Annotated in this window: 6 protein-coding genes; 2 read left to right on the top strand and 4 right to left on the bottom strand. The window is 68.7% G+C overall.

The genetic code is table 11. The annotated features are described in order from the left end of the window. Window positions 1-313: ATP-binding protein (locus G4D87_RS34285; RefSeq protein WP_163786883.1), on the top strand; the 313-nt coding region annotated here is incomplete at its 5' end. A 9-nt stretch (window positions 314-322) separates the two neighbouring features. On the opposite strand, the gene G4D87_RS34280 is transcribed toward G4D87_RS34285, so the two are convergent. From G4D87_RS34280 to G4D87_RS34265, 4 genes are all read right to left on the bottom strand, one after another. Further along, complete coding sequence (locus G4D87_RS34280; RefSeq protein ID WP_163786882.1) at window positions 323-901, bottom strand: PIN domain-containing protein; 579 nt, start codon at window positions 899-901, stop codon at window positions 323-325. Window positions 902-956: 55 nt separating this feature from the next. Further along, window positions 957-1,436 (bottom strand): helix-turn-helix domain-containing protein, encoded by a 480-nt coding sequence (locus G4D87_RS34275; RefSeq protein ID WP_240358840.1) that lies wholly within the window; start codon window positions 1,434-1,436, stop codon window positions 957-959. Window positions 1,437-1,621: 185 nt separating this feature from the next. Next, window positions 1,622-2,089 carry a hemerythrin domain-containing protein gene (locus G4D87_RS34270; protein WP_240358839.1) on the bottom strand — a complete coding sequence of 156 codons (468 nt, stop codon included), beginning with the start codon at window positions 2,087-2,089 and terminating at the stop codon, window positions 1,622-1,624. Between the two features lie 189 nt (window positions 2,090-2,278). Continuing rightward, entirely contained in the window at window positions 2,279-3,640 is a 1,362-nt protein-coding gene (locus tag G4D87_RS34265) for a sigma-54-dependent transcriptional regulator (RefSeq protein ID WP_163786880.1), read from the bottom strand. 166 nt (window positions 3,641-3,806) lie between these two features. On the opposite strand from G4D87_RS34265, the gene G4D87_RS34260 reads away from it, so the two are divergent. Beyond that, window positions 3,807-4,187: a hypothetical protein gene (locus G4D87_RS34260; RefSeq protein ID WP_240358838.1), complete on the top strand. Its 381-nt coding sequence runs from the start codon at window positions 3,807-3,809 to the stop codon at window positions 4,185-4,187. Window positions 4,188-4,228 lie beyond the last annotated feature (41 nt).

Raw genomic sequence — 4,228 nt, 5'->3', positions numbered from 1 at the left:
GGGCAACGCGCTGAAGAACAAGCCCATGGGCGGCGAGGTGGAGGTGCGCGTGTCGCGGGAAGCGCACGGGGTTCGCTTCGAGGTGCGGGACACGGGGGAGGGGATTGCCGTGGAGCAGCAGGCGCGCATCTTCGAGAAGTTCTACCGGGCGCCCGGCGCGCCAGCGGGAGGCGCGGGGCTGGGCCTGTCGATTGCGAAGGACATCGTGCAGGCGCACGGCGGGGACATCGGCGTGGTGAGCGCGCCCGGCCAGGGCAGCACGTTCTGGTTCACGCTGCCCCAGCGGGAGGAGCCCGGGCCGGAGCGTGCTTGAGGGCGCGACTCAGGGGTTGTCGAGTGGCGGAGTCGGGAGGAGTTCCCGCACCTCGCTGATGAAGTTCGGCACGGACTTCGCCAGTCCATCCAACAGCCGAGGAAAGGTGATGGGTGGGTTCTTCAGCAGCTCCGCTTGAGTACGGAGCAACTCCAACATGATGCTGGGGGACTGACTGAGCAGGTTCTGCAAGAAGGTGTCCGCGCCCTGTGCCTGCATGGCCCGGGGGAGATGCTCCGCTCCGAAGTCGCGCAGATTGTTGGTGACGAGGGTCTGCGCGCCGACGTGCACTGCTGCCGCAAGGACGTGCCGGTCCTTGGGGTGATTCGTCATGGCCGGGACGAGGCGCTCGTAGCCGGACACCATCGCTTCGGGAAAGTGCCTGCGCATGGCCGAGACTCGGCGTTCAGCTTGCGCGGCTGCGAGTCCAATCTGCTCGATGAGGTTGCGGCGCACCTCTTCGAGGATTTCCTCCGTCCAGTAGACTTGAATGAGCCCTTCGTCAGCGGCCAGGAGCAATACGTCGCAAAGCGAGACGGGAATCAGGACGTTTGCGTCGAGGACGACTGGGAACGGGGCGGGATTCACAGTCCAGTCGTCCCGCGCCGCCCCCCTCACTGTCAACGGTGGAGTCGCTGTCCTCTTACTCGTCGAACTCGGGATAGCTACCAGCGACCTGCGAATCGTGGAGCATCTCGGCCAGCTTCGCACGGCGCTCCGCTTTTCTGCGGGCCCGGAAGTCGAGCACGTCCTGCGTATAGACGCGCCGATGCGTGCCCGTGCGATGGAACGGAATCTTCCCTTCATCGAGAAGCTGCACGAGGTACTGGCGCGACACGTTGAGCAGGTTCGCGGCCTGCTGCGTGGTGAGCTCCTTCTGGACGGGGACGATGGAGACAGCGTCGCCCGAGGCCAGCACCGCGAGAAGCTGCTGCAGCAGTGTCAGGACATCCTTGGGAAGCGGCAGCGCCTCGTGATTGGGTCCAAGCAGGGTGAACCTGGGTTGTGCCCCGCGCCCATGGAGTGTCTCGGTGATCAGCTTGGCGAGCTGCTGGACCTGCCCCAAGGTCCCCTCGGTCGCCGCGACGGGCTCCGAGACACGGACGAGGACGTCATCGTTCACTACGTCGAGCGTGGATGGCGCCATACGCCCCCGAAGGGTGCCTCCTGGTTGGAGTATTACCCTGTAATACCGGCACCTATTCGACGCAAGTGCAAGTAGACCTGGATTGCGGAGGGGGCCACCAGAGCGCCTGGGACTGGGTAGCTGTCCCAAGCGCAGGTCTTCGGACCGGGCAGGACAAGCCCTCAGGCGTTCGCCTGCCCCTGGAGCTTCTGCATCTCCTCGCGGCGGACCTCGGAGGCGGTGCGGACGATGTCCTTGCACGACATGCCCAGGTCCTCCTCGGTGACCTTCTGACCGAGCTTGGGCAGCACGTCCCGCTCCTCCATCGTCACGTGGTCCTTCACCACCTGCTCCAGCTCGCCGAACAGGGAGACCAGCTTCTTCGGGTCGTTGCGCGCGCGAATCATCTGGGCGATGAGCTGCGTCATCTCCCCGTGCTCCTCGACGGAGTCCTGAATCAGCTTGTCTCCCACCACCCGGCGCGCGGCGGGGTACACCCAGCGCTCCTCGATGGTGGTGTGCAACGTGAGCGCCTCCGCGAGCTGGATGCCAAGCGCTTGCCTGCTCGCGTCGTCCTTCGCCGCGCGACACGCCTCGAACAGCGCTTCCACCTCGCGGTGCTGCTGAATCAACAGGTCAATCACGTCCACGTCTGCGCTCCTTGGAATCGGTTCGGTGTCCCCCAACGCTCCGCATGTGCGCGGGGCGCCGCAATCACCGCTCCAGGCGCACCGAGAAGCCCTGCCCGGTTCGCTCCCATGACGCCCCGGGCTGGCGCGCGTGCGACCGCTGCGCGCGCTCACGGCTGAGGTGGACGTGAGGACTCGGAAGGAAGCCCCTCAGCCCTCGCCCGACTCGTACTTCTTCCGCTTCCGCCACAGGGTGGACGCGTCGATGCCCAGCACCCGCGCCGCCTCGTCCAGGGTGGGCGCCGAGGCCATGACGCGTAGCACGTGCTCGCGCTCGACGTCCTCCAGCGTGTGCGGCCCGCCCAGAGCCATGACCGGGCTCCCCGCCGCGGCGATGCGGTCCGGGAACGCCTGCGGCTCCAGCACCTCCGCCGGCCAGACGATGAGCGCCCGCTCCATCGCGTTGCGCAGCTCGCGCACGTTGCCCGGCCACCCATAGGCCCGCAGCATCCGCTCCGTCGCGGGCGACAGCTCCGGCGGAGGGCGCTGCGCCGCTCGCGCGAAGAAGGCGACGAAGCGCCGGGCCAGCGCAAGCAGGTCCTCCGGCCGCTCCCGCAGGGACGGCAGCTTCACCTCGATGACGTTCAGCCGGTAGAGCAGGTCCTCGCGGAAGCGCCCCTCCGCCACGTCCTTCTCCAGGTCCCGATTCGTCGCCGCCACCACCCGCACGTCCGCCTTGCGCGTGCGCCCCTCGCCCAGCCGTTCGAACTGCTTCTCCTGCAGGAAGCGCAAGAGCTGCGCCTGGAGCCCCGGACTCATCTCCGCGATTTCATCCAGGAACAGCGTGCCCCCTTCCGCCGCCTCCACGCGCCCCGGCTGGTCCTTCACCGCGCCGGTGAACGCGCCGCGCACGTGGCCGAACAGCTCGCTGGCCAGCAGTTGCTCTGACAGCGTGGGGCAGTTGACGGTGACGAAGGGCCGGCGCCGCCGCGCGCTCATCGAATGCAGCGCGCGGGCGAGCACCCCCTTGCCCGTGCCACTCTCTCCCCGCAGCAGCACCGCCGCGTCGGACGCCGCCGCGCGCGTCAACAGCCCGATGGCCGCGTGCATCACGGGTGAGGCCGTCTCCAACGTGGCCTCTGGCACCGCCTGGGACAGCTGCCCCTCCAGGTTCTCCAACTGCGACGCCAGCTCCTGGTGCCGCCGCGCCTTCTCCACCACGTGGCGAATCTGCGCGGGCGTGAAGGGCTTGGGCAGATAGTCCCGCGCCCCGCGCCGCATCGCCTCCACCGCCGTGTCGAACGTGGCGTAGGCGGTGATGAGCACGACGTCCAGGTGGGGTGACTCGGCCAGGAGGCGCGGCAGCAGCTCCATGCCGCTGGCCGTGCCCAGCCGCAGGTCGACGAAGGCCAGGTCGGCGGGGCCCTGCGCCAGCGCGGCCAGCGCGGCCTCGGGGGTGGCCGCCTCACGGACTTCGCAGCCGAAGCCCTCCAGGCACACGCGCAGGGTGTGGCGGATGTTCCGCTCGTCGTCCACCACCAGCACTCGCATGGGGCGCTCTCGAACGTCCATGGCTTCATCCTAGGCGCAATCCCCGCCGTCACACGGTCAGACTCCCTCCCGGCGTGCGGGAGCACACGCAATGGCCGCCCAGGTGTTGGCGGTTGCCACACATCCCCTGCACTCCGTGCTGGCGTTGCTCGCCGGTTTGGGCTGGAACAGGGCCCGTATGCGCTTGATGGGGATGATGGTAGGCGGCCCACCGCCCGAAGACGGTGAAGAGGAGAACGTCTTCTCCCGCGCCCGAGGCCCCTCGCCGGCCGAGATGCGGAACCGGAAGCTCGTACTGGTGGGGCTCGGGCTGCTGTTGCTCGGTGCCGTCTGCCTGTACCTCCTGGGCGGGGAGAACCGGGCCCTGAACGCGCTCTCTCCCGCGCAGCGGGCCTCGCTCTTCCAGGAGACGCGCGAGTCCTTCCGTGAGCTGTGCACGGGCGACGCGGGCACCACCCGCTTCCCGAAGCGCTGCGCGCAGATGGCGGACTTCCTCACCCGCTTCACGGAATGTGACCCGACCTGCCAGCAGGAGATTGCGCCCGCGCTCCAGCGCTCCGTGCGCTGACTCGGGCCTCCTCCCCGGGAAGCGACGCCCTGCCCCCCCGC

The sequence above is a fragment of the Myxococcus vastator genome (assembly GCF_010894475.1).
GTDB lineage: Bacteria > Myxococcota > Myxococcia > Myxococcales > Myxococcaceae > Myxococcus > Myxococcus vastator.
Note: the sequence above shows the minus strand (reverse complement) of the source record. Positions and strands in the feature narration are given on the sequence as shown.